The sequence below is a fragment of the Rhizobium mongolense subsp. loessense genome, from assembly GCF_900099775.1.
GTDB classification, from domain to species: domain Bacteria; phylum Pseudomonadota; class Alphaproteobacteria; order Rhizobiales; family Rhizobiaceae; genus Rhizobium; species Rhizobium loessense.
On sequence record NZ_FMTM01000013.1, the window covers coordinates 57,431 to 82,184 of the forward strand.

The window sequence follows — 24,754 nt, forward strand, 5'->3', positions numbered from 1 at the left end:
CTGGTGAAACTGCAGTTGAAAGACGCTCAGCCCGCTTTTGAAATTCCCATATCGAGCGATGCGACCTGAACATTGTTGCGTCCGTTTTTCTTCGCGGTGTAGAGGGCACGATCTGCTCTTGCGACTATGTCTGGCGGCTGATCGGAAACACTGTTCGCGACAGCGACGCCCACGCTGGCGGTCAATCTCAGAAATGGCCCTGTTCCTGTCTCAATGTTGAGCTCCTGTACAGAACGCCTCAGCCACTCCGCGCGCTCAATCGCTTGCTCGAGCGAACACTCCTCCAAGACGACCACGAACTCTTCCCCGCCGTATCGCGCTGCAAGATGGTTGTGCCATGGCACCGATGTCAGCACATTCGCGACAGCCACAAGAGACCTGTCGCCTGCAAGGTGACCGAAAGTGTCGTTGACGGATTTGAAGTGGTCGATATCGATCATCATGATCGCAACGCCGGGCGAGCTTATTGCAGGACGGGTTAGGACTGCCGCCAAATAGCTTTCAAAGGTCCGTCGGTTCGCCAAGCCCGTCAAAGGATCTTTTTCAGCCAATCCTTGGAGGATCGAATTGGTGCGGTGCAAATCGTCGGATACTTGGCCGTAGGCAACGATCGCCGCATCAATCATCGCGAGTTCCGAAATGAGTGGAAGGCGTTCCAGCGTCAGGACCGCTTCGTTCCTGCCAATGCGTTCCAAGTTCTTAATCGCAGCGCCGATGGGTGCAGCAAGATGATGCTTGGCAGCAATGAGTATTGTGACGGCGAAAAGGCCGGGAACAATCAGGATGAGGAGCCAGCCAACCTGCATGTAGCCCGCACTGTTTTGGATTTCGCTGGCGATATTGTCCGCCACGACGGCAGCATCGCCGCTCAACTGGGTCCCCATCGCATCAAGGTCGCGTATGGCCCTCTCATAGGCCTGCGTCGCCAGCCGGTCGAGTTCATCAATGACGCGTGCGTCAATAGGATTGGCGGAGGGCGACGGTTGCGCCGAGCTTCCTTTGTCGCGGGCCTGCTGGCGAAGCTTGGCGATCGTCTTGGCTTCATCGGCGACTTTTTGAGATCTCTCAACCAGAAAACCGTTGTGATCGAACGAAAAGCCTTGCGCGAGAGCCTGGATTTGCAACTGGATCTGGCGCTCCAGTCTGCGGTCTTTCGCCAAGAAAATCGATCGAACAAGAGAAGAGAGACGCTCGATTTTTACCGCATTGCGCGTTTGCGTCAGGATCAGGGGGATCTGTACATCGCGCGTAAAGTTCGCCTGTGTCTCGATCCTTTTCAGAAAGACGAACGAAAAAACCGCTGCAATCAGCGTATATGCCACGACGCCAAGCAGAAGAAATCTTGCAACAGCGCTGAGTGAGAACTGACGCCGTTTCGGGGCGCTATTTTCTTCCATTCCATCGGCTCAATAAATGCTGAACGGGAAATAAGCGTCGTTGATGCGGTCGTAGACACCGTTGAGTTTGATCTGCTTCAGTGCGGCATTCACCTTCTGGATCAGGGCCGAGTTTCCCTTCTTCGCGGTGATGTGCGCCGAACTTTGAAGAAACTCGCTGGAGATTGGATCTCCCACATATCCAAAGCGCGCACCTTCCGTGGTCTGCAGGAAGCTCAAAAGTTCAATGGCATCGCCGATCAAGAGATCGGCCTGGTTGTCCAGAAGAAGACGTTGCGCACCGGGCTGATCCTTGGCCAGTACGGCCTTGCTTGCACCATAGGCCTTTTGCAAATACTCCGCCTGGATGGTGTCCTGTGCTGCCGCAATCCGGACACCGGAGAGGGCTGCCGGTGCACTATCCTGGAACTTTTCAGCGTCGCCGACCAGAACCGAATGAGAACGGTAGTATGGAGCGGAGAACTCCATTTTTTTAGCGCGTTCTTCGGTAAACGCCATGCTTGCGACGATCATGTCGTATTTATCATCCGACAAGCCTTGAACGATCTCGGTCCAGGGGACGGCGACAAACGTGCAATCAACCACCATTTGCTGGCAGAGCGCTTTGGCGATATCGACGTCGAAACCAGCAAGCTGACCGGATGCATCCTGAAAATTAAATGGTGGGTATGCGCCCTCGGTCGCGACCCGGAGCTTTTCGTTCGCCGTCGCGAGATCAATCGAGCCTGCAAAAAAAAGTACTGCTGCAAGTGCGAACCGGCCGATCATCTGTTCCCCCATCTTCCGTCCTTTGAACATATTAGAAGGAAATAGATAACAAACGATGATGGCATCCCATCGATTTCAACGAATTTGAGGCCAAATCCGAGGCCCCATTCGTCGCAAAAGACGCAGGCGACGGAGCTGATCGCTGCCCCCGGCCGCTTTGCACAGCGACACCCTTATGCTGTTGCGCACAGTGCGACTTGCGCGATTGGACGCATTCGAGACTGCCGTCACGCCGGAAACGCTTCGCCGGGTTTATGGAATCGTGGCCAAATTCGTCTCCTCCCGGTCCGGCACGCCGCTTTCGCGCCATCAACCAACTCAACCGAGCCTGGCAACGTTCGCCGCTCCGGAACAATCAGGCAGATGTGGCGTCATCGCCCCAATGACGCTGCGCCGGATGGACCCAGAGCACCAACTGTCGCACGACTGCGACAGTTCGACCGAGCCATGCGACAATCTTCATATTTCAGAAGCATTGCAGAAACCCCAGATTTCCGACAGATTGCTCTTGCGTTCCGTGGGAGGAGCCGATGCACGAACAATCCGCACATGCGGGTCATGTCTACACATCCGCGCAGCAGAAATCAGCGGCGGCAAGTTCACCAATTGTGGCTTCATGGCGGCGTTGCATGACCATGCATCAGCTGGCGCCGGAAGATGTGCGCACACCTTTGCGGCTCACCGATCACGAGTTTAGGCAGGCACGCGAACAATCGGAACAACTGATCAAGGATGCTGCAGACGAGCTCGACCGGCTTTTTACGACAGTCGGCAAGGCGGGCTGCTGCTTGTTGCTCACGGACCGCAACGGCATTGCGCTGGAACGGCGGGGCAACGCCGGCGACGACAAGGAGTTTTACGATCTCGGCCTCTGGACCGGATCGATTTGGACGGAGGCAAGCATTGGAACGAACGGCATCGGAACCGCGCTGGCCGACGAGCGCGCCGTTGCGATCTTCCGTGACCAGCATTTCTTCTGCTCGAATATCCGGCTCAGCTGTACGACCGCGCCTATCCGCGATCATCGCGGCCAGCTCGCAGCCGCACTCGACATTTCCACCTGCCGCGACGATGTCAACGAGATGACGCTGTCGATCCTCTCGCAGACCGTGCGCGACGCAGCCCTTCGCATCGAGCTCAATATCTTCCGGAGCGCCTTTACCGGCGCGCGTTTCCTGATGGTCCCCTCAGGCGTGAATTCGGCGGCCGCCTTGCTTGCCGTGGACAAGCACGACCTCGTGCTCGGAGCTACTCGCGCGGCGCGGCTGGCGCTGAAGCTCGACGACCGGCAGATTGCGGCGGGCGTTCCCGCAGCCGATGCGCTTCATGAAAGCTGCGCCGCAAACGGCGACGCGCTTCTGGAAGCAGAGCGTGCGGCGCTTTTGCGCGCCCTCACCCGAACCAACGGCAACGTCTCGCGGGCTGCGATGGATCTTGGCATGAGCCGGGCAACCCTCCATCGCAAGATGAAGAAGCTCGATCTCCACTGAACGCCTTGTTCTTTCCGAAGTGCGATAATCATGTCGCAAAGCTGCGACACTGTGCACTGCAACAATACCCCGCCAGTCTGGTTCGTTCGGCAAAAGGCGCGCAGATTTCCTCCACTGGTTCACTCCTGAACCTGGCTCATTCTAGGGAGGATGACATGCTGCATCAGAAGATCGTCGAATCGCCGTTCAAGTTGAAATACGGCAATTTCATCGGGGGCGAGTGGCGCGAACCGATCGAAGGAAAATATTTCGACAACATCACGCCGGTGACAGGCGGCAAGCTTTGCGAAATTGCACGTTCCGACGAAAAGGACGTCAACGCGGCGCTCGATGCGGCCCATGGGGCGAAGGACAAATGGGCGAAGACTTCACCAGCCGAACGCTCGAATATCCTGATGAAGATCGCCGAGCGCATGGAGGACAAGCTTGAATTGCTCGCCCAGGCCGAGACGTGGGACAACGGCAAACCGATCCGCGAGACGATGGCGGCCGACATTCCGCTGGCCATCGACCACTTCCGTTATTTTGCGGCCTGCATACGTGCACAGGAAGGCTCTATCGGCGAAATCGACCACGACACCGTCGCTTATCATTTCCACGAGCCGCTTGGCGTCGTCGGCCAGATCATTCCTTGGAACTTCCCGATCCTGATGGCAGCCTGGAAGCTTGCTCCGGCCCTTGCGGCCGGCAATTGCGTGGTTCTCAAGCCGGCCGAACAGACACCGGCGTCGATCCTCGTGTGGGCCGAACTCGTCGGCGATCTGCTGCCGCCAGGCGTCCTCAATATCGTCAACGGTTTCGGCCTGGAAGCCGGCAAGCCGCTTGCGACCAGCCCGCGCATCGCCAAGATCGCCTTCACTGGGGAGACTTCGACCGGCCGACTGATCATGCAATATGCCAGCCAGAACCTCATTCCCGTTACCCTCGAACTCGGCGGCAAGTCGCCAAATATCTTCTTTGCCGACGTCATGGCCGAAGACGACGATTTCCTTGACAAGGCGTTGGAAGGTTTTGCGATGTTTGCGCTTAACCAGGGCGAAGTCTGCACCTGCCCCAGCCGCGCCCTGATTGAGGAATCGATCTATGACCGCTTCATGGAAAAGGCCGTCAAGCGTGTCGAAGCGATCAAGCAGGGCAACCCGCTCGACAGCGCGACGATGATCGGCGCGCAGGCATCGAATGAACAGTTGGAGAAGATCCTCGCCTATCTCGACATCGGCAAGCAGGAAGGCGCCGAGGTCCTGGCCGGGGGCGCGCGCAACGATCTGGGCGGCGAACTTGCCAACGGCTATTACGTCAAGCCGACGATCTTCAAGGGCCACAACAGGATGCGCATCTTCCAGGAAGAGATTTTCGGCCCCGTGGTATCGGTCACGAGCTTCAAGAACGAGAAGGAAGCGCTGGAGATCGCCAATGACACGCTTTACGGCCTGGGAGCAGGCGTTTGGACGCGTGACGGAAACCGCGCATACCGCTTCGGCCGCGAGATCCAGGCGGGCCGCGTCTGGACGAATTGCTACCACGCCTATCCGGCCCATGCAGCATTCGGCGGCTACAAGCAGTCTGGTATCGGCCGCGAAACGCATAAGATGATGCTTGACCATTACCAGCAGACCAAGAACATGCTCGTGAGCTACAGCCCGAAGGCTCTCGGCTTCTTCTGAGGAACGGGTTGATCACAAACTACTGCCTTTTCCCTATTCGGGGAGGAGGCTTTTCGGCATGAAGGAACCAGCATGGAACCGACCGTTTCCGGTGAACCGCGCGTGCTTGCAACCGATGCGGCACTCGTTCTCATTGGCGAGATCCGCCGCGACCATCCCGATATCCTCTTTCACCAGTCCGGCGGCTGCTGCGACGGGTCGTCGCCGATGTGTTACCCGTCAAATGAATTCCGCGTCGGGGAGACCGATGTGAAACTGGGCGAGATCGGGGGCGTGCCTGTCTATATCAGCGCCCGCCAGTTCGAGGTCTGGAAGCATACGCAACTGATCATCGATGTTGTGCCCGGTCGCGGCGGCATGTTTTCGCTCGACAACGGGCGCGAGCAGCGTTTTCTCACCCGCTCGCGCCTTTTCGGCGGCGAGACCTGCGCCATCCCGGATACCAAGCGCGCCAGGTGATCAGCGCATCAAGCGCTCCCGGTGTCCCTGGCATGAGACCTCTATCGGCCGGGCATGTTGGCAAAGCTCATTTCTTCGACGCTTCGAACAGTTCGATCGGATTTCCCGCGGGGTCGTCGAGAAGAATCTGCTTGCCGCCCATTCCTTGCACGATTTCGTTCCGGAACCGTGCGCCGGCTTGGCGCAATGCTGCGACCTGCGCCTCTAAATCTGCAACTTCGATCTGAATGCGATTCCAGCCGCCGGGCTCCGGCTTGCGCCCATCCGGCATCGCCTGTGGCGCTCCGCCTGGTCCGGTCATTGCGCTGACGAGAAGGCGAAACCCATCCTTGGTGAGAATGGCAAAGCCTGGCGCGGGACGAAACGCGACAGAGAAGCCGAGATGCTGTTGGTAGAAATTGACTGCTGCGTCGACGTCGTCAACGATGTAACGCACGCTGATACCTGACATGGAACTTTCCTCCGTTATAGTTCTCGTTGCTTCACCCCCGATACTTTGGAAAATGCTTGCCCTTGCCCAAGGGCCTTCAAATGGGATGGAGGAGCCCACCGCCTGCTGCCAGCAGCAAGACGACGATCCAAGGTGGCATTTTCCAGACGACAAGCAAGAGGAACCCTGCGAGTGCGAGTGCAAAATCCACGGGCGAAAGTACGGCGTTCGTCCAGACCGGGCTGTAGAGCGCAGCACCAAGGATCCCGACGACGGCTGCGTTCGCGCCGCGCATGGCGGCCTGTGCCGCGGGCCGCAGCCGAAGCGCGTCCCAGAACGGCAGCATGCCGTAGACCAGCAGCAGGCCCGGCAAAAAGACGGCGACAAGGGCGATGACCGCCCCGACGAGCCCGTTGGGGGCCGGCCCCATGACCGCGCCGAGATAGGCGGCGAAGGTAAAAAGCGGTCCGGGCACTGCCTGCGCCAAGCCATAGCCGGCGAGAAAGGCCTCGTTCGTCACCCAACCAGGCGTCACCACTTCCGCCTGAAGCAACGGCAAGACGACATGTCCCCCACCGAAGACCAGTGAGCCCGAGCGATAGAAGGCGTCGAACAGCGCGACAGCCTCATGGCCGGTGAAACCTGCAACAAGCGGGGGAACCAAGAGCAAGGCCGCGAAGACGATGAGCGCGATCGCTCCGCCCCGGCGCGAGACTGGGAAGCTGAGACGTCCGGCCTGCACAGGGACGTCCGCGCGGCAAAGCCAGAGCCCGGCACCAGCACCAAGTGCGATCGCGCCGGTCTGGCCGAACGTTCCGCCGATGAAGACAGTGATCGCAACGGCTGCCAGCGCAATGCCGGCGCGCTCACGGTCAGGCGTAAGGACCTTCGCCATGCCCCAAATCGCCTGCGAGACAACGGCAACTGCTACCAGCTTCAGGCCATGCAGGAAGCCTTCTGCTACGGGTCCGGTGAGAGACGCGGCACCGAGCGCAAAAACAAGGAGGATGACAGCCGATGGCATGGTGAAAGCGAACCAGGCTGCGAGCCCGCCAAGCAAGCCGTTGCCGCGCAGGACACCGAGCGAAAAGCCGACCTGACTTGACGCCGGTCCCGGCAGAAATTGGCAAAGCGCCACGAGATCGGCAAAGCCGGCCTCGTTGATCCATTTGCGCCGCACCACCAACTCGTCCCGGAAATAGCCGAGATGTGCGATCGGTCCGCCGAAGGAGGTCAGCCCGAGCTTCAGGAAGACGCGAAAGACTTCACCGGGGTTGCCACGCGGGCGCTCGACTGCAAACTCAGGCAGTGTTGTCTGGGAGGATTTCACGAAATAGCTCCTTGGCTTTTTCCTTGATCTTTTCGAGAGCGACAAGGCCGTAGGGTGTAGCGTTGTAGATTCGCCGGTGCGTACGGCCTACGCGTTCGATACGTGAGGCCAGATAACCTTTTTTCTCCAGGGAGTGCAGCATGGGGTAGAGCGTCCCGGCGCTGACTTTGTAGCCATGCCGGGCCAGTTCCTCGATCATCCACAGGCCGTGCAGATCGCCCTCGGCGGCGTGATGGAGGACGTGGAGCCGGACAAAACCGGAAAGAAGATCCTGATATTCCATTCCTCGCCATCATAAATAGACACTCGATATTCGATATCGAGAACCGAAGGTAGTGGGAAATTGTTAGGGCTGCGACCCCGCCTGCACGAGCCGGTCGACAAAAACCCTTCGTAGGAAAATACCGATGGTCAGCGAGGCGATCTGCGCGACATCGAGAAAGTAGCCGAACCTAAACTGCAAGTGATATTCGAAACCGTTCTGCGACGACGATCGTCCTCGCAGCTGAGCTGCCGGCTTTCTCAACTCCCTGCCCGCAGATCCATGGTCTGCAGCTCTAGCTCAAAGAAATGAATCCGGAACCATCGAGGCTGGCCGGTACAGGACATACCGTGCCGGAGTGCAGGAGAATGGCTGCCCCCAGATGTCTTGAACAGGCGAGGCTTTTGACGGATCGCTACATTTTTATGTCGTGGATCGACTGTAGTCGCGTCATTGCGTGTAATAGATTCGGCGCAACAAAGTTCGAGGGTGCATGTGATGGCAGAATTTCCACAAAAAGCGAAAGTCGTAATCATTGGGTTGGGCGGCATTGTCGGCGCATCGATTGCGCATCACCTGATCGAACGAGGCTGGGACGATATCGTCGGCATCGATAAGTCGGGCATCCCGACCGACATCGGCTCGACGGCGCACGCCTCCGACTTCTGCTACACGACCAGCCACGACTATCTCTCGGTCTGGACGACGCAGTACTCCATCGATTTCTACGAGAAAATGGGCCACTACGCCCGCATCGGCGGCTTGGAAGTTGCACGCACCGGCGACGACACCTGGATGGAAGAGATCAAGCGCAAGCTGACCTCGGCCAAGGCCTTCGGTACCCGGGCATATTACGTCAGCCCGGCCGAGATCAAGGAGAAGTTCCCGCTGATCGAGGAGAGCATGGTTCAGGGAGGCTTGTTCGATCCCGATGCCGGCCTCGTCATTCCACGCTCGCAGACCGTCGCCGGCAAGTTGGTCGATGCTGGCGAAAAGGCCGGCAAGCTCAAGGTTTTCGGCAATACACCCGCCAAATCGCTGATCGTCGAGAATGGCCGCATCAAAGGCGTCGTCACTCATCGCGGCACGATCATGGCCGATCATGTCGTCGTCTGTGCCGGGATCTGGGGTCGCCTGATCGCCGAAATGGTCGGCGAAGACCTTCCGGTCATGCCGGTCGACCATCCGCTGACTTTCTTCGGCCCCTACAACGAGTTCGAGGGCACGGGCAAGGAAATCGGCTTTCCGCTTTTGCGTGACCAGGGCAACTCCGCCTACATGCGCGATACCGGCGACCCGAAGACCACCGAAGGCGGCCAGATCGAATGGGGCTATTACGAAACGACTAATCCTCGCCTTTGCCATCCGCGCGACATTCTGGAAAAGCATGAAGCTCGCCTCTCGCCCTCGCAACGCGACCTCGAAATGGAACAAATCATCGAGCCGCTGGAGCGCGCCATGGAGCTCACCCCGATCCTCGGTGAACTGGGATACAATGAAGGCCATTCCTTCAACGGCCTCCTGCAGGTCTCTGCAGCTGGCGGCCCGTCCTGCGGCGAAAGCCAGAAGGTTCGCGGCCTCTGGTACTGCGTCGCCATCTGGGTCAAGGACGGCCCCGGCTACGGCAAGCTGATGGCCGACTGGATGACGGACGGCCGCACAGAGATCGACCATGCCAGTATCGACTATGCGCGCTTTTATCCGCACCAGCTCGAGGAAAAATTCATCGAGGGCCGTACATTCGAGGCTGCCCAGAAGATCTACTTTCCCGCCATCCATCCGCGCGAGCCCTATGCCACCGGACGCAACGTCAAGCGCTCGCCTTTCTACGAGCGCGAGGTAGAGCTCGGCGGATACTTCATGGAACTTGGAGGCTGGGAACGCGCGCACGGCTACAAGGCGAACGAGCATCTGCTTGAAAAGTATGGCGACCGCGTTCCGGTTCGCGAAAACGAGTGGGACAACCGGCACTTCTGGCGCGTATCAAATGCTGAACATCTCGCCATGAGCGAGGATTGCGGTATCGTCAACCTCAGCCACTTCTACATGTTCGACGTTGAAGGTCCGGACCATGTCGAACTGATGGAATGGATCTGCGCAGCCAAGATCGGCGGTGATGCCAACGTCGGAAAGGGCATCTACACGCACTTCCTCGATGACGAAGGCATGGTCCGTGCCGACCTGACCGTGATCCGCATGGCCGACCGCTGCCGCGTCATCGACGGCGCCGATGCCGGCCCGCGCGATTTCCATTACGTGAAGCGCATCGCCGTGGACAAGGGCTTCAACGTTACCGTCACCGAGGTGGCAGAGAAGTACATCACCATCGGTATCTGGGGTCCGAATGCGCGTGCAACGCTGAAAAAGGTCGTCGCCGATCCGGCCGGGCTTGATCCCGAAAACTTCGCCTTCGCGGCAATCAAGCCGATCGAGATCGCCGGCAAGTCCGTCACTGCCTTCCGCATTTCCTATGTCGGTGAACAGGGCTGGGAACTGCACATGAAATACGAGGACGGCCTTTCTGTCTGGGATGCGCTGCGCTCCACCGGCGTCATGGCCTTCGGCGTGGAAACTTATGCCAATTCCCGCCGCATGGAAAAGAGCCTGCGCCTGCAGAACGCCGACCTGCTTACGCAGTACAACCTCATCGAATCCGACCTCGCCCGTCCGAAGGTCAAGGAAGCCGACTTCCGCGGCAAGGCCAAGCATCTGGAATACAAGGCTCGCGAGCACCAGCCGGCCATGCTCTGCACGCTGGTGATGACCGACAATGTCGACAGGAGCGGTGTTGCCCGCTACCCGGTCGGCTCACTGCCGGTGATGGATCCGGCCACGGGCGAAACGCTGGTCGACGAACTCGGCCGCCGCTCCTATACGACGTCGATTGCCTATGGCCCGACCATCGGCAAGAACATCGCGCTGGCCTTTTTGCCCTGGTCCTATTGCCAGGTGGGCCGCGAGCTCGAGGTCGATTACTTCGGCGAGACCTATCCCGTCGAAGTCGTCGCCGTCGGCTACAAGCCGCTCTACGATCCGGATAACTCGAAGCCCCGGAGCTGACATCAAGAACAACGGGTTCAGCGAACCCGTTGCCTCGTCCCATGACGGACGGGCGCTACGTGCGCACGCCAGCACAGCGCGGTCGCTGCGCTAAAGCACAAACAACGAGGCTGATAATCTCGGGTGCAAACGGGCGGAAATCGTCGGCACCAGCACCACAGACGCTATGATTGTCGGGCTCAAGTATACGATCCGCGCCCGCCGCCAGAAAAGAAAAGCCGGGGAAACGGCGCGTCGCGGCCTGTGCTATCACTCATACCGATGTAATTCATTCGATTGACTTATACTTGAAAACGCCATATAGTAGCCCTCATGAACGAAACCGGCACCAAAAACGCCGAGGCATCCCGAAGCGAGATTACCCGCGAGAGGCTGCTTGCGGCGGCACTTGACGTATTTGGCCGATACGGCTTTGACGGCGCCAGTACGCGCAAGCTTGCCGACACGGCAGGCGTCAACCTACAAGCCATCCCCTATTACTTCGGCAGCAAGGAAGGACTTTATCTCGCAACCGCCGAATACCTCGCGGGAATTGTCGCCGGACATGTCGCCGGCATCCGCCATCGCGTCGGCCGCCATCTTGCGGAAATCGATGAAACGAACACGCCGTTGAATGCGTCGCAGGCACGGCTGTTTCTGACGGAGATCGTCGAAACAATGGTCGTTCTTTTCGTCAGCAAGGAGTCGGAGGCCTGGGCCCGCTTCATCATCCGCGAGCAGCTGGAGCCGACGGCGGCTTTCCAAAGGGTCTATGCTGGCATCATGGGACCGATGATCAACATGGCACGGCGGCTGATCGGGGCGATTTTGAAGGACGATCCCGCCTCCGAGAACGTGCGTTTGCGGACCCTCTCCTTCGTGGGCAGCCTTCTGGTATTCCGGATGGCGAACGCCGCAGTGCTCGCGCAGATGGAATGGGATTCCATCGGTGAAGAGCAGATCGCAACGCTGCAGGCTCACGCGCGCAACCTTGTCGCGCTGCTCGAACCGGCGAAAGGAGAAACAGAATGAACAAGATCATTCCGGCTGCGATCCTTCTCGCCGGCGCAGCCGCAGCCGGCTGGTGGTACGACGTGCCGTCGAGGCTCGGCTGGGCGCCGCAAGAGGCAAAGGAGTTCACACTCTACGGAAATGTCGATATCCGCCAAGTTTCGCTCGCTTTCCGGGTGAGCGGCCGGCTCGAAGAAGCACGCGTCGATGAGGGTGATGCCGTCAAGCGCGGTGTTGTTCTGGCGCGACTGGACAATGAACCTTACGATTATGCGGTCCGTTCGGCAGAGGCAACCGTCGCTGCGCTGCGTGCCACACTCGACAAGCTCAGGGCCGGTCCGCGGCCCGCAGAGATCGCGCAGGCAAGCGCATCTTACAATGAAAGCCTTGCTGACCTGAGAAACGCCAATCTTGCTTACGACCGCGCCCGGCAGCTGCGGCCGCAGGGTACAGTTTCTCAGGCGGGTCTCGATCAGGCGACGGCTGCAAGAGCAATGGCTGCGGCACGTGCGGAATCGGCAAATCAGGCGCTCGTTTTGTTGAAGGAAGGCAGCCGCGCCGAAGATATCGCAGCTGCGGCAGCGCAGTTGAAAGCGGCCGAAGCAACCCTTGCAACGGCGCGGACATCGCTTGGCGATACGGAGCTTCGGGCGCCCAACGACGGCATCATCCTGTCGCGGATCAAGGAGCCCGGTGCAATCGTATCGCCCGCCGATGCCGTCTATGTGCTATCGCTGACCGAGCCTGTATGGGTCCGCAGTTATGTCGCAGAAGTGGAACTCGGACGGATTCATCCGGGCATGAAGGTCAAGGTCACGTCCGATACCAAACCGGATCAGGCCTATGAGGGCAGGATCGGCTTCATTTCTCCGGTTGCGGAATTCACGCCAAAATCTGTCGAGACGCCGGAACTTCGCACCGACCTCGTCTATCGTCTGCGCGTCGTCATCGAAAAACCCGGGCCGGATCTTCGCCAGGGCATGCCGGTGACGCTGCGCCTTCCATCATTGCAGGCAGCGAAAAAATGAGCGCCGCAGAAAGACCTCGCGATATCGCCGAGCTCGTACACCTGAAGGACGTGACGAAGCGGTTCGGCGAGGCAAAACCGGCACTTGATGCAATTTCGGCCTCGATCCGCGGCGGCGAGATCACCGGGCTCGTCGGGCCTGACGGAGCAGGCAAGACCACGCTTATCCGCCTGATGACCGGTCTCATGCTTCCGGAAGGAGGCACGGTCAAGGTGCTGGGCTTCGAAACGCGCGACGGATCGGCTGCCATCCAAGCTTCAATCGGCTACATGCCCCAGCGCTTCGGGCTTTATGAGGATTTGTCGGTCCAGGAAAATCTCGATCTCTACGCCGACCTTCGCGGGCTGCCAAAAAGTGAACGGGCAGCGACCTTCGATGAACTTCTGGCCTTCACGGACCTGAAACGCTTCACAGGCCGTCTTGCTGGAAAGCTCTCGGGTGGCATGAAGCAGAAGCTCGGCCTTGCTTGCGCACTTTTGAAGAAACCCCGCCTTTTGCTCCTTGATGAGCCCGGTGTGGGTGTCGATCCGATTTCCCGGCGCGACCTTTGGAAGATGGTCGAGAATTTGACAGGGGAAGGCATCGGCGTCGTCTGGTCGACGGCCTACCTCGACGAGGCCGAGGCCTGCGATCGCGTCCTGCTGATGAATGAGGGCAAGCTGCTTTTCTCCGGTGAACCGAAGGATCTGACGGGCCAGGTCAAAGACCGTGTCTTTCGGATGACCGGTGTTTCGGGTCGGCGCCGTCAGCTGCTTGCGAAGCTTCTCGACGAGGACGGCGTTATCGACGGTGTTATCCAGGGTGAAGCGATCCGGCTGGTAACCGCGACGGGCCACGATGGCATGTTTGCCGCAGCCAGTATCGCAAAAGTTAGCCCCGCAGAACCGCGTTTCGAAGATGCTTTCGTCGACCTGCTGGGCGGAGGTCCAGGTGGTCGCTCGAGGCTTGCGGAGGCGCAGCAGCCTCTGACGGGCAAGGACGACAAGCCGGTGATCGTAGCGAGAGGTCTCACCAAACGCTTCGGCGACTTCACAGCAGCCGACGACATTACGTTCGATATTCCCCGCGGCCAGATATTCGGGCTGCTCGGACCGAACGGTGCGGGCAAATCAACGACTTTCAAGATGCTGTGCGGACTTTTGAAGCCGACGAGCGGCGAAGGCCGGGTGGCTGGCTTCGACCTGCGCCGCGATGCGGCACAGGCACGCAACCGCCTCGGCTACATGGCGCAGAAATTCTCGCTTTATGGCGATCTCAGCGTCGCGCAGAATCTCGATTTCTTTGCCGGCGTCTATGGACTGAGCGGCCAGCGCAAGCGCGAGCGCACGCAGCTGATGACCTCGATCTTCGATCTTCAATCGCGTCTTGCGATGTCCGCTAAGGACCTGCCGCTCGGGCTGAAGCAGAGGCTGGCACTTGCCTGCGCCGTCATGCATGAACCTGAGGCGCTCTTTCTCGACGAACCCACCTCGGGCGTAGATCCGATTACGCGCCGCGAATTCTGGACACATATCAACGGGCTCGTAGAAAAGGGCGTCACCGTCCTCGTCACTACGCATTTCATGGACGAGGCCGAATATTGCGACCGCATTTCGCTGATCTATCGGGGCCGTTCTATCGCACTCGGTACGCCAGATGAGCTGAAGGCCCGTTCCTCAAATGCCGACAACCCCGATCCGACGATGGAGGACGCGTTTATCGCGCTTGTTCAAGCCTCGCAGGAGAGGATTGCGGCATGACGCTCCCTGCCCCCGCACCAGTGTCCCGCTCCGGCCGAACCCGCCGTTTTGCAGCATTGGTTCGCAAGGAAAGCCTTCAGGTCATTCGTGATCCGAGCAGCATTCTGATTGCATTTGTGCTGCCGCTGATCCTGCTCTTTCTATTTGGTTACGGCGTTTCGCTAGACACGACGCGGACGCGGGTCGGATTGGTCATCGAAGAAACAACACCGCTGACGAATGATCTTGCGGCAAGCTTCCAGGCATCCCGCTATTTTTCCGTGACCACCGGCCGCGACAGACGGCTCTTCGCAGAAGACCTGGTGCGTTCCCGCATCCGCGGCATCATTGTCATCCCGGCGGATTTCACCCGGAATTACGCAGCAGGCAGTCGGCCGCAGGTCCAGGTGATCGTCGACGGTTCCGATCCCAACACCGCCAATTTCGTGCAGAACTATGTCCAGGGCGCCGTGGCAAACTGGCGGCTCCAGCAACAGTCCGAAATTGCCGCAGGCGGGCCGCCGATTTCCGCGGAGCAACGCTTCTGGTTCAATCCGGAGCTGACCAGCCGGTCATTTCTGGTGCCAGGTTCCATCGCAATCGTCATGACGCTGGTTGGAACGCTTTTGACATCGCTGGTCGTTGCCCGCGAATGGGAGCGGGGCACGATGGAAGCGATGATGGCAACGCCGGTGACGGCCGCCGAGTTGCTTGCCGGCAAGATACTCCCCTATTTCCTGCTCGGCCTGACATCGATGACACTTTGCGTGCTGCTTGCCGTCTTTCTGTTTGGCGTTCCGTTTCGCGGTTCCGTCCTGGCGCTCTATGCCCTGTCCGCCGTTTTTCTCATGCCGGCGCTCGGGCAGGGCCTGCTGATTTCGGCGGTCACCAAGAACCAGTTCCTTGCCTCGCAGCTGGCGCTGATTACGGCCTTCCTTCCCGCTTTCCTGCTGTCCGGTTTTCTCTTCGAGATCAATTCGATGCCGACCGTGATCCAATGGATCACATTCATCGTGCCGGCGCGTTATCTGATCCCCAGCCTACAGACCGTGTTCCTGGCCGGCGATATCTGGCCTATGTTCCTCCGTGCAATCCTCGTGATGTTTCTGATCGGCTCTGTCTTTTTCCTGCTCGCCGCACGCAGCACCAGAAAGAGGATTGCTTAAGATGTGGTGGACGCGTCTGAAAGCGCTTATTGTCAAAGAACTGCTGGCCGTACTCCGCGATCCGAGAGGCCGTACCATCCTGATCGGTCCACCGATCGTGCAGCTCCTTGTCTTTTCCTATGCGGCGACGCTCGAGGTTCGAAATGTCGACGTGATGCTCCTCAGCCGCGACAGCGGCTATTGGGGGCAAGAACTCGTGCGGCGCATCGAGGGTTCGCCGACATTCCGCAAGGTGATCGTCGCCGGCACGTCAGCCAGCGTGCGGGATGCTATCGATCACCAGACGGTAACCGCCGCAATCGAAATAGGCGCCGATTTCTCACGCAGGATCGAGGCGGGAGAGCCGGCCGACCTACAGGTCATTCTTGACGGCCGGCGCTCCAATGCATCGCAAATCGTTTCGGGATACATCACGCAGATTGTCGCGACATTATCCGCTGAGACGCCTGCAGGTGTCCGAGGAGATGCCCGTTCCGTCACGACAGTCCCGCGCAACTGGTTCAATCCCAACCTGATCTTCCAATGGTTCATGGTGCCGAACCTGATCGCCAGCATAGCGCTGCTCATCGGGCTTATCGTCACCGCCCTTTCGATCGCTCGCGAACGCGAGCTCGGTACCTTCGACCAGTTGATGGTCTCGCCGCTTCGCACCCATGAGATCCTGATCGGCAAGCTTGTCCCGCCGATGATAATCGGGCTCTTTCACATGACGGTCTATATCCTAGCGGCGATCTTCATCTTCGGGGTGCCGCTGCGCGGTTCGCTGCTGCTTCTTTACGGCAGTTCGCTCTTCTATCTCGCATCGGTCGCCGGCCTAGGCCTCTTCATCTCCGCCTTATCGATGACGCAGCAGCAGGCAATTCTCGGCGCGTTCCTGTTCATGGTGCCGGCCATGCTTCTTTCCGGCTTCGCAACGCCGATCGAGAACATGCCCGACTGGCTGCAGCCGGTCACACTGATCAACCCGCTGCGCTACTTCCTGGTGATTGTAAAAGGCATCTTCCTCAAAGACATTCCCCTCATGGAGGTGTGGCACCAGACATGGCCGCTTTGCGTGATTGCTGCCGGAACCTTAAGCGCAGCCTCGTGGCTGTTTCGCAGAAGGCTCGATTAACATCTTCCCCCGCTTGCAGATCGCGCAGGGAGCGCAACCGTGGAATATCCGACCGTCAGGCATGTCTCCTTCTGCGCGAGAGCCGCCCGGAAATACCGGGCGTTACCACAGGAGCGTCTTGTGGTCGCCGTCCTACCTTGCGGCAAGCTGTGGCGGCGCACCGCTTTCGGTGATCGCCGAATATGTCAGATCCCAGAGGGAAGCGGCCCAAGGCCGCTCTCGCCTTCCTCCCCGGCCTGAACGCCCGGGTATTCCCGCGAGGTTCAGGATGATCATTGCCCCTGCGGCACTTCCCTTATCGCGGCTACGACACCTTCGGTCGGCGCACGGGCCAAGGCATGTGCACTGTCGCGATTTTGTCGCTTGCATTGTTTACTAAAATACATTTTACTAAACACATTGCTAAACATGAACATTGGGAAGTTCATGTGAGCATTCCTTAGAAGTGGGTGAATTGCGACGCCGGTGGGAGCCGGCCTGGTTCTGGGAGGAACTTATGCAAAAGAAATCGAAAGCCCTTCTCGGGCTCGCCTCGGCGCTCATGCTGTCGTCGGCATTGCCCAATCTTGCAACAGCCGATGAACTGACACTGTGCTGGGCCGCCTGGGACCCAGCCAACGCGCTCGTGGAACTGTCAAAGGACTTCACGGCCAAGACCGGCACGACGATGAAGTTCGAGTTCGTGCCATGGACGAGCTATGCCGACCGCTTTCTCAATGAACTCAACTCTCACGGCAAGCTCTGCGATCTGATTATCGGCGACAGCCAATGGATCGGCGGCTCAGCGGAGAATGGACACTACGTCAAGCTCAACGACTTTTTCGACAAAGAAGGCATCAAGATGGATGACTTCGTGCCGGCAACAGTCGTGGGCTACTCCGAGTGGCCGAAAAACACCCCGAACTACTGGGCGCTTCCGGCCATGGGCGACGTGGTCGGCTGGACCTACCGCAAAGACTGGTTCGAGCGTCCGGAACTGAAAAAGGAATTCAAGGAGAAATATGGCTCGGATCTCGCCGCGCCGAAGACCTATGATCAGCTGAAGCAGATTGCCGAATTCTTCCAGAAGCGCGAGATCGACGGAAAGACCGTCTACGGCGCTTCGATCTACACCGAGCGGGGCTCGGAGGGCATTACCATGGGCGTGACCAACGTCCTCTATGACTGGGGCTTCCAATATGACAATCCCAAGAAGCCCTACGAGATGGAAGGCTTCGTCAATTCTGCCGACGCGGTAAAGGGCCTTGAATTCTACAAGTCCCTGTTTGATTGCTGCACTCCGCCGGGCAGCTCAAACGTCTACATGGTCGAATCAGCGGATGCCTTCAAATCCGGCCAGGTCGCCATGCAGATGAATTTCGCCTTTACCTGGCCCGGCCTTTACAAGGACGAGAAAGTCGGCGGCGATCGCATCGGCTTCTTCCCGAATCCTGCCGAAAAGGCGCACTTTGCCCAACTCGGCGGACAAGGTATCTCGGTTGTCTCCTATTCCGACAAGAAGGATGCCGCGCTTGAGTACATCAAGTGGTTCGCACAACCTGACGTGCAGGCCAAGTGGTGGGAGCTGGGCGGCTTCTCCTGCTTGAATTCCGTCGTCAACGCGCCCGGCTTCGCCGGCAGCCAGCCCTACGCTCAGGCATTCCTGGACTCCATGGCGATTGTCAAGGATTTCTGGGCCGAACCGAGCTACGCGTCGCTTCTCCAGGCCATGCAGAAGCGGGTTCATAATTATGTGGTCGCCGGCAATGGGACCGCGCAGGAAGCGCTCGACGGCTTGGTGAAGGATTGGACCCAAGTGTTCGAGGACGACGGCAAGATCTAGTGTCCGGCTGGACACGTGGAATTCTTGTCTGGACGGCGGCCCGGATCGGCAAAGGAACCGGGCCGCATGATGTCTCACATACGCAGAGACCAGGTGACATCTTGAACATCTCCAATTCCATCGTCGAGAAGGCAGCGGATGCGACTGCAAGGGTAACGCCGATTTCGGTGGGCCGGCGCGTCCGCGGCCTGTCCGATCGAGCGATAGCATGGCTGTTTATCGCGCCCGCCATCGTCCTTTTGCTCGCGATCAACATCTTTCCGCTCATCTGGGCAATCTATCTTTCCTTCACGAACTATCGTGCCAACCGGCCGAATGCCGCTGTCGAAGGGGTGGGTTTGAGAAATTACGAGCGCGTCCTGACCGATCCGGACATCTGGCAGGCGATGCAGACGACAGCGCATTTCGTCTTCTGGACGATCGTCCTGCAAACCGTTATCGGCTTCACACTCGCCTACCTGATCGACCGCAAATTTCGCGGCCATGCCTTCTGGACGACCGTCATCCTGATCCCGATGATGCTGTCTCCGGCTGTCGTCGGCAATTTCTGGCGTTTCCTCTACGAGCCGCAGATTGGCCTTTTCGCCTATGCGGTCTCCTGGCTCAGCGGCATTCCGACGTCGGATATCCGGATGCTTGGCGACGTTTCGCTCGCGCCTTGGGCGATCATCATCGTCGACACCTGGATGTGGACGCCCTACGTGATGCTGATCTGCCTCGCCGGCCTGCGCTCGATCCCGGACTATATCTACGAGGCCGCGGAGGTCGACCGTGCCTCGGCATGGCGTCAGTTCTGGTCGATCACGGTGCCGATGGCGCTGCCTTTCATCATGCTCGCCGTCCTCTTCCGCGGCATCGAGAACTTCAAGATGTTCGACATGGTAACGCTTTTGACCGGCGGCGGACCAGGCTCCGTCACAGAGGTCGCCTCGATCACGCTAAAGCGCGCGGCCTTCGAGAGCTGGGCCACCGGCCGTGCTTCCGCCTTCGCTATCGTTCTCTTTGTCGCCGTGTTCGGTCTCGCCAACATCTACGTCAAGGCTCTCAACAAGGTAAAGCAACGATGAGCTCCGCGAACTCCGCCCATTCGGTCGTTGAGCCGAGCTTCACCAGCAAGCGGATCGCCGGCGCAGTCGTGATCCTCTACGCGCTGATCACTCTAATACCGCTGGTCTGGATTTTCCTGACCAGCATCAAGTCGCCGCCTGATTCCATCAGCTACCCGCCGAAGATCGTCTTCACACCGTCGCTTGAAGGCTATTGCAATCTTCTGACCACGAGAACGCGGCAGACGCCTGAATACATTGCTTCCTTGCCCGAGCCGACGGGCACCTGCGATGAGGTGACCCGCAAGCGCAACATGGTGATCGCCGGCCCCTCGAATTTCTTGCCGCGCTTCGTCAATTCACTGGTGATCGCGTTCGGATCTACTTTTCTCGCCGTCTTGCTCGGCACTATGGCAGCCTACGGCTTCTCGCGCTTCCAGATGCCGCTCGCCGACGATCTTTTGTTCTTCATCCTGTCGACGCGCATGATGCCGCCGATTGCCGTCGCGATCCCGATCTACCTGATGTACCGGGAGCTTGGGCTGTCCGACACGGCATTGGGGATGATCCTGCTTTACACGGCGGTCAATGTGTCGCTCGCCGTCTGGCTGCTCAAAGGCTTCATCGACGAGATCCCGCGTGAATACGAGGAGGCCGCGATGATCGACGGCTACACCCGGCTGCAGGCCTTCCGAAAGGTCGTGCTGCCGCAGGCAACGACCGGCATCGCTGCAACCGCCATCTTCTGCCTGATCTTCGCCTGGAACGAATATGCCTTCGCCGCACTTCTGACATCGGGCAGCGCGCAGACTGCACCGCCATTCATCCCGACTATCATCGGCGAAGGCGGGCAGGACTGGCCGGCCGTTGCAGCGGGAACCACCATCTTCCTGATCCCGATCCTGGTCTTCACCATTCTCCTGCGCAAGCAGCTGCTGCGCGGCATCACCTTCGGAGCGGTCCGCAAATGACGCACCTGATCGAAACGCCCCGCCCTGCCCGTCCGAAACGGCCTTTTTTCCTACGACGCGGTCCGATGGAAAACATCGCAACGGTGGTGATTGCGGCAGGTTTCCTGATGCTGTTCCAACCCTTCCTGCTGGTGCTCTACACCTACTCGCTGGTCACACTGCTTATAGGAACAGCGATGTTCATCATCGTCTCGAAATTTGCGGAGTGAACCATGGCGGAGATCAGAGTAGAAAATGTCTGCAAGCAGTTCGGCAGCTTCGCTGCGGTCGAAAGCTCGAGCTTCGTCGTTCATGATGGCGAGTTTCTCGCCCTGCTCGGGCCATCGGGCTGCGGCAAGACCACCACCCTTCGCATGATCGCCGGCCTGGAACTGCCGACTAGCGGCAAGATCTACCTCGACGGCGAAAACGTCACCTTCAATCGCGCCAGCGCCCGCGACATTGCCTTTGTCTTCCAGCTCTTTGCGCTCTATCCGCACATGAATGTGCGCAAGAACATCGGCTTTCCGTTGCTGTCTCAAGGGATGCCGAAAGCGGAAATACGTGAATGCGTCCAGGAGACCGCCCGACTGCTACAGATCGACCATATTCTCGACAGGTCCGTCTCCGGGCTTGCCGGTGGCGACCGCCAGCGCGTGGCGCTCGGCCGCGCTATCGTTCGGCGCCCGAAATGCTTCTTGATGGACGAACCGCTCGGCACACTCGATGCGGAGTTCCGCGAGGTCATGGTTCATGAGCTGCGCGAATTGCACAACCGCATCCACGCGACGACGGTTTACGTCACGCACGATCAGCATGAGGCGATGGCGATGGCCGACAAGATCGCCGTCATGAACCATGGTGTCATAGAGCAGTTCGGGACGCCGCAGGAAATCTACAGCAAGCCTGCGACCATGTATGTCGCGGACTTCATCGGCTCTCCGCCGATGAACTTCATGCGCTTTACCTCCGGCCTTCAGAAGGGAGACCGATCCATCTCAATTGATGGCGTCGATGTCGCCGTTCCCGAGGTTCACCAGGACTTGCGGGTAGGCGAGCTGGCGCTTGGCGTGCGGCCGGAGCACATCCGCTTCAGCGATGCCTCGGCCCTGCGCGGCGCCGTCTATGGCAGCGAGTATCTTGGAACAAATCAGATCGTGGCGATCGAAACCCGCAGCGGATTGATCAAAGCCCGCGTTCCGGCAAACCGTAACTTTCGCATTGGCGAAACGGTTGGTCTCGAATTCAACCCTGTCAATCTTGCGCTCTTCGACTGCCAGTCGGGCCGTGCGGTCGCTTCATCGGTCTATTCGGAGGTCCGGCATGGCTGATGTCGTTCTCAAAGACCTCAACATGCGTTTCGGCGACACGCAGGCGCTCAGCAAGCTCGATCTTTCGATCCGCGATGGCGAATTCGTCGTGCTGCTGGGGCCGACTGGGGCCGGCAAGACGACGACGCTTCGCCTGATCGCCGGCCTAGAGCGGCCCGACAGCGGCCGTATCGAGATCGGCAGCCGCAACGTCGCTGGCCAATCGCCGGCCGAGCGCGACGTGGCTTTCGTGTTCCAGCAATATTCGCTTTATCCGCATATGACGGTTTACGAAAACCTTGCCTTTCCTCTTAGGGCGCCGGTTCGAAAGTTGAGCAACGACGAGATCGATCGGCGCGTTCGCAAGATTGCGCAGATGGTGAGGATCGACCATAAGTTGGAAAACCGCTCGACCCGCCTTTCCGGCGGAGAGATGCAGCGCGTCGCAATCGGGCGGGCGCTGGTGCGCGAACCCTCGATCTACCTCATGGACGAACCGCTTTCGTCTCTCGACGCCAAGCTTCGGGCGGAGCTTCGGCTGGAACTCAAGCGCATCCAGAAGGACCTGGGCTCGACAATGCTCTATGTGACCCACGACCAGGTGGAGGCCATGACGATGGCGGACCGCATCGGCATTGTCGCGGAAGGCAGGCTCCTGCAGGTCGGCACGCCTCGGGAAATCTACGGCAATCCCGCCAGCCTTCATGTTGCGGCCCGTCTGGGACAACCGCATATCAACCTGCTGCCTGCCGATCTACTGCCTGGCGCAAGTCCTCCCAAGGGTACGAAGACAATCGGCGCACGCACTGAGCATCTCGACATCATCGTCGGCAAGGATGCAAACGCAGAGGTCGACTGGATCGAGCACCTGGGCGACCAGAATCATTTGCATATCCGTGTCCGTGATCACAAGCTCGTCACCCTTGCCGATCCATATCTCTCAATCAGACCGGGCGACAGGATTAACCTTACACTCCGCGACCCGCTCTATTTCGACGCGAGCGGACAGCGGCTCGCTTGAACGAAGAAACTGAACCGAAGCAGGCATACAAAAAACAGACGGGTCTCAATCAATGAAACATTTCTTCAATCGTCGGAACGACATCGTCACAGAAGCTCTGGACGGCCTGCTGCGCACAAGCGGCCCGAGCCGCCTTGTCCGTCTGGACACATTCCCTGAAATCAAGGTGATATTGCGCGCGGACTGGGACCATTCGAAAGTGGCAATCATTTCAGGCGGTGGTGCGGGACATGAGCCTTCGCACGCCGGATTCGTCGGCAAGGGCATGCTAACGGCAGCGGTATCCGGCGAGATCTTTGCTTCGCCAAGCGTCGACGCGGTCCTGACGGCGATCCGCGCCGTTACCGGACCCAGGGGAGCCCTGTTGATCGTCAAGAACTACACCGGCGACCGCTTGAATTTCGGCCTCGCGGCCGAAAAGGCCCGCGCCGAAGGTTTCGACGTTGAGATGGTCATTGTCGCGGACGACATCGCGATCCCGGATATCAACCAACCGCGCGGCGTCGCCGGCACCTTGTTCGTTCACAAGATTGCCGGATATTACGCCGAGATCGGATCGGACCTGAAGACGGTCGCCGCACACGCCACATCCGCAGCAACCGACATCGTCTCGCTCGGGATGTCGCTTTCGACCTGCGATGTACCGGGTCAGTCGCATGAGGACCGCCTTGGCGCGATGGAAGGCGAACTTGGCCTTGGTATCCATGGGGAACCGGGCGCCGAACGTATCGCACTCCAACCGGTCGCCGATATCGTTGCCACTATGACCGAGCGGCTTGCCGCAAAGGTGGACGCTTCTCGAAGCCACGCCCTGCTCATCAACAATCTTGGCGCCGTCCCGCCCCTCGAAATGGGCGTGATCGCCAATACCGTCCTGTCTTGCCCCTTCGCACGCTGCGTCAAATTGACTATCGGGCCGGCGCCAATGATGACGGCGCTCAACATGAACGGTTTCTCGCTCTCGCTGATCCGGTTGGATGACACCCGCGAGGCGGCTTTGACGGCGCCGGTCGAACCCCATGCCTGGGTACCTGCAGTCAAACATCATGGGATCAAGGTCATTGCGGCTCCCCAAACGGGTGCCAATCCGAATGGAACAGCCGTGGCCAGCGACGACGACGCGAGCCATCGCCTGATAACAGCACTCTGCGAGCACCTGATCTCTCTCGAAAGCGAGCTCAACCGTTTGGACGGCCGCGTTGGCGACGGAGACACTGGCTCCACGGTCGCAACCGGCGCTCGCAGCGTGCTTGCCCGCATCGACACTTTGCCGCTCAAGGAGCCCGCCGCCACCCTGGCTTCGGTCGGCGACATTCTCAGTATCAGCATGGGGGGCTCGAGCGGCGTTCTGCTGTCGATCTTCTTTACCGCCGCAGCCAAGGCCATGGCGGTAAAAGCCGATATTGCCGCGGCCTTACTTGCCGGGCTCGATCGGATGACGTTCTATGGTGGGGCCGGGATCGGCGACCGCACGATGGTCGATGCGCTGGCCCCGGCGCTCGCAGCCCTCACCTCCGGCAGCGTCGCGGCGGCCGCGAAGGCGGCCATGGCAGGTGCGGAGTCGACGAAGGCGATGAAGAAGGCAAAGGCCGGACGCGCCTCGTATGTCGGAGAGAAGGATCTGGAAGGCGTGCCGGATCCTGGTGCGGTGGCGGTCGCGGGCGCATTCGAGGTCGCCGCAGCCGTTGCGGCGACAGCCATGGCGTAAAAGCTCGCCGCCGTTGGGAGG

General features: G+C 59.4%; 23 protein-coding genes. 18 read left to right on the forward strand and 5 right to left on the reverse strand.

All coding sequences use genetic code 11. The features are described from left to right. Positions 1-26 precede the first annotated feature (26 nt). Entirely contained in the window at positions 27-626 is a 600-nt protein-coding gene (locus tag BLP23_RS33925; RefSeq protein ID WP_167364012.1) for a GGDEF domain-containing protein, read from the reverse strand. Here BLP23_RS33925 and BLP23_RS33930 point away from each other — a divergent pair. Next, positions 594-1,361, forward strand: coding sequence for a hypothetical protein (locus BLP23_RS33930; RefSeq protein WP_167364013.1), 768 nt, complete (start codon positions 594-596; stop codon positions 1,359-1,361). The genes BLP23_RS33925 and BLP23_RS33930 overlap by 33 nt on opposite strands. Positions 1,362-1,406: 45 nt before the next feature. On the opposite strand, the gene BLP23_RS28195 is transcribed toward BLP23_RS33930, so the two are convergent. After that, positions 1,407-2,177, reverse strand: coding sequence for a transporter substrate-binding domain-containing protein (locus BLP23_RS28195; protein ID WP_233426841.1), 771 nt, complete (start codon positions 2,175-2,177; stop codon positions 1,407-1,409). 518 nt (positions 2,178-2,695) lie between these two features. Here BLP23_RS28195 and BLP23_RS28200 point away from each other — a divergent pair. The 3 genes from BLP23_RS28200 (at position 2,696) to BLP23_RS28210 (ending at position 5,778) form a co-directional block, all read left to right on the forward strand. Further along, positions 2,696-3,655 (forward strand): helix-turn-helix domain-containing protein, encoded by a 960-nt coding sequence (locus tag BLP23_RS28200; RefSeq protein WP_092588033.1) that lies wholly within the window; start codon positions 2,696-2,698, stop codon positions 3,653-3,655. 155 nt (positions 3,656-3,810) lie between these two features. After that, entirely contained in the window at positions 3,811-5,319 is a 1,509-nt protein-coding gene (adh, locus tag BLP23_RS28205; protein ID WP_092588034.1) for an aldehyde dehydrogenase, read from the forward strand. A 72-nt stretch (positions 5,320-5,391) separates the two neighbouring features. After that, positions 5,392-5,778: a DUF779 domain-containing protein gene (locus BLP23_RS28210; protein WP_092588035.1), complete on the forward strand. Its 387-nt coding sequence runs from the start codon at positions 5,392-5,394 to the stop codon at positions 5,776-5,778. A 67-nt stretch (positions 5,779-5,845) separates the two neighbouring features. Here BLP23_RS28210 and BLP23_RS28215 read toward each other — a convergent pair whose 3' ends face one another. The 3 genes from BLP23_RS28215 to BLP23_RS28225 form a co-directional block, all read right to left on the reverse strand. Continuing rightward, positions 5,846-6,229, reverse strand: a complete 384-nt coding sequence (locus BLP23_RS28215; RefSeq protein ID WP_092588036.1) for a VOC family protein — start codon at positions 6,227-6,229, stop codon at positions 5,846-5,848. A gap of 76 nt (positions 6,230-6,305) precedes the next feature. Then, positions 6,306-7,538, reverse strand: a complete 1,233-nt coding sequence (chrA, locus tag BLP23_RS28220; protein ID WP_233426842.1) for a chromate efflux transporter — start codon at positions 7,536-7,538, stop codon at positions 6,306-6,308. Then, complete coding sequence (locus tag BLP23_RS28225; protein WP_092588037.1) at positions 7,510-7,821, reverse strand: PadR family transcriptional regulator; 312 nt, start codon at positions 7,819-7,821, stop codon at positions 7,510-7,512. The genes chrA and BLP23_RS28225 overlap by 29 nt, the downstream gene beginning before the upstream one ends. A 477-nt stretch (positions 7,822-8,298) precedes the next feature. On the opposite strand from BLP23_RS28225, the gene BLP23_RS28230 reads away from it, so the two are divergent. The 14 genes from BLP23_RS28230 (at position 8,299) to BLP23_RS28295 (ending at position 24,733) form a co-directional block, all read left to right on the forward strand. After that, positions 8,299-10,860 (forward strand): GcvT family protein, encoded by a 2,562-nt coding sequence (locus tag BLP23_RS28230; RefSeq protein WP_092588038.1) that lies wholly within the window; start codon positions 8,299-8,301, stop codon positions 10,858-10,860. A 312-nt stretch (positions 10,861-11,172) separates the two neighbouring features. Beyond that, on the forward strand, positions 11,173-11,871 hold the full coding sequence (locus BLP23_RS28235; RefSeq protein ID WP_092588039.1) for a CerR family C-terminal domain-containing protein: 699 nt from the start codon (positions 11,173-11,175) through the stop codon (positions 11,869-11,871). Next, positions 11,868-12,878, forward strand: coding sequence for a secretion protein HlyD (gene hlyD, locus BLP23_RS28240; RefSeq protein ID WP_092588040.1), 1,011 nt, complete (start codon positions 11,868-11,870; stop codon positions 12,876-12,878). The genes BLP23_RS28235 and hlyD overlap by 4 nt, the downstream gene beginning before the upstream one ends. Next, complete coding sequence (locus BLP23_RS28245; protein WP_092588041.1) at positions 12,875-14,617, forward strand: ATP-binding cassette domain-containing protein; 1,743 nt, start codon at positions 12,875-12,877, stop codon at positions 14,615-14,617. The genes hlyD and BLP23_RS28245 overlap by 4 nt, the downstream gene beginning before the upstream one ends. After that, on the forward strand, positions 14,614-15,762 hold the full coding sequence (locus BLP23_RS28250) for an ABC transporter permease (protein WP_092588042.1): 1,149 nt from the start codon (positions 14,614-14,616) through the stop codon (positions 15,760-15,762). Before BLP23_RS28245 ends, BLP23_RS28250 begins: the two co-directional genes overlap by 4 nt. A gap of 1 nt (position 15,763) precedes the next feature. Next, positions 15,764-16,876 (forward strand): ABC transporter permease, encoded by a 1,113-nt coding sequence (locus BLP23_RS28255; protein ID WP_092588043.1) that lies wholly within the window; start codon positions 15,764-15,766, stop codon positions 16,874-16,876. A gap of 61 nt (positions 16,877-16,937) precedes the next feature. Beyond that, positions 16,938-17,255: a transposase gene (locus BLP23_RS35400; RefSeq protein ID WP_407691814.1), complete on the forward strand. Its 318-nt coding sequence runs from the start codon at positions 16,938-16,940 to the stop codon at positions 17,253-17,255. A 117-nt stretch (positions 17,256-17,372) separates the two neighbouring features. Next, the gene (locus tag BLP23_RS28265) at positions 17,373-18,698 is read left to right on the forward strand and encodes an ABC transporter substrate-binding protein (protein WP_092588044.1); all 1,326 of its coding nucleotides are present in this window, start codon (positions 17,373-17,375) and stop codon (positions 18,696-18,698) included. 101 nt (positions 18,699-18,799) lie between these two features. Beyond that, entirely contained in the window at positions 18,800-19,765 is a 966-nt protein-coding gene (locus BLP23_RS28270) for a carbohydrate ABC transporter permease (RefSeq protein WP_208603212.1), read from the forward strand. Further along, positions 19,762-20,715, forward strand: coding sequence for a carbohydrate ABC transporter permease (locus BLP23_RS28275; protein WP_092588046.1), 954 nt, complete (start codon positions 19,762-19,764; stop codon positions 20,713-20,715). Before BLP23_RS28270 ends, BLP23_RS28275 begins: the two co-directional genes overlap by 4 nt. Continuing rightward, complete coding sequence (locus tag BLP23_RS28280; RefSeq protein WP_092588047.1) at positions 20,712-20,924, forward strand: hypothetical protein; 213 nt, start codon at positions 20,712-20,714, stop codon at positions 20,922-20,924. The genes BLP23_RS28275 and BLP23_RS28280 overlap by 4 nt, the downstream gene beginning before the upstream one ends. 3 nt (positions 20,925-20,927) lie before the next feature. After that, a complete protein-coding gene (locus tag BLP23_RS28285; protein WP_092588048.1) occupies positions 20,928-22,025 on the forward strand; it encodes an ABC transporter ATP-binding protein in 1,098 nt (365 codons plus the stop codon). Then, positions 22,018-23,025 carry an ABC transporter ATP-binding protein gene (locus BLP23_RS28290; protein ID WP_092588049.1) on the forward strand — a complete coding sequence of 336 codons (1,008 nt, stop codon included), beginning with the start codon at positions 22,018-22,020 and terminating at the stop codon, positions 23,023-23,025. Before BLP23_RS28285 ends, BLP23_RS28290 begins: the two co-directional genes overlap by 8 nt. Before the next feature lie 52 nt (positions 23,026-23,077). After that, complete coding sequence (locus BLP23_RS28295) at positions 23,078-24,733, forward strand: dihydroxyacetone kinase subunit DhaK (RefSeq protein ID WP_092588050.1); 1,656 nt, start codon at positions 23,078-23,080, stop codon at positions 24,731-24,733. Positions 24,734-24,754: the final 21 nt, after the last annotated feature.